1 pseudogene is annotated in these 321 nt (G+C 67.9%); it reads left to right on the top strand.

Annotated elements, in window-relative coordinates:
• Positions 1 to 321, top strand: a pseudogene (locus tag AC0L20_RS40465) (hypothetical protein); the annotation flags it as partial.

The following is a 321-nucleotide window of genomic DNA, read 5'->3' as shown; positions in this document are numbered from 1 at the left end:
GGTGTGCGCATGGCTGATGGCGCATGCCGGGTTGAAGACGGTCGACCTGGAACGCGCCCGGCGCTTGTCCACCGAGGGTGCGGACCTGCTGGGTCTGCTCACGCGCCTGGGGCTGGTCAGCGAAGCCGAACTGGCCCGCGCCTGGTCCGCCTTGCTCGACGCGCCCCTCTTGCACGCCGATGCGGCGCCGCCGCTGCTCGACCCTTTACCCACGCTGACCGAGCGCTTTCTGCGTCACTATCAGCTGGTGCCCATCAGTTGGGCAGATGGCGGATCGGCCCTGGCCGTAATAGCGCTCGATCAGGCTGTCGACTTCAGTGC

The organism is Bradyrhizobium sp. Kon58 (genome assembly GCF_055807455.1).
Note: the sequence above shows the minus strand (reverse complement) of the source record. Positions and strands in the feature narration are given on the sequence as shown.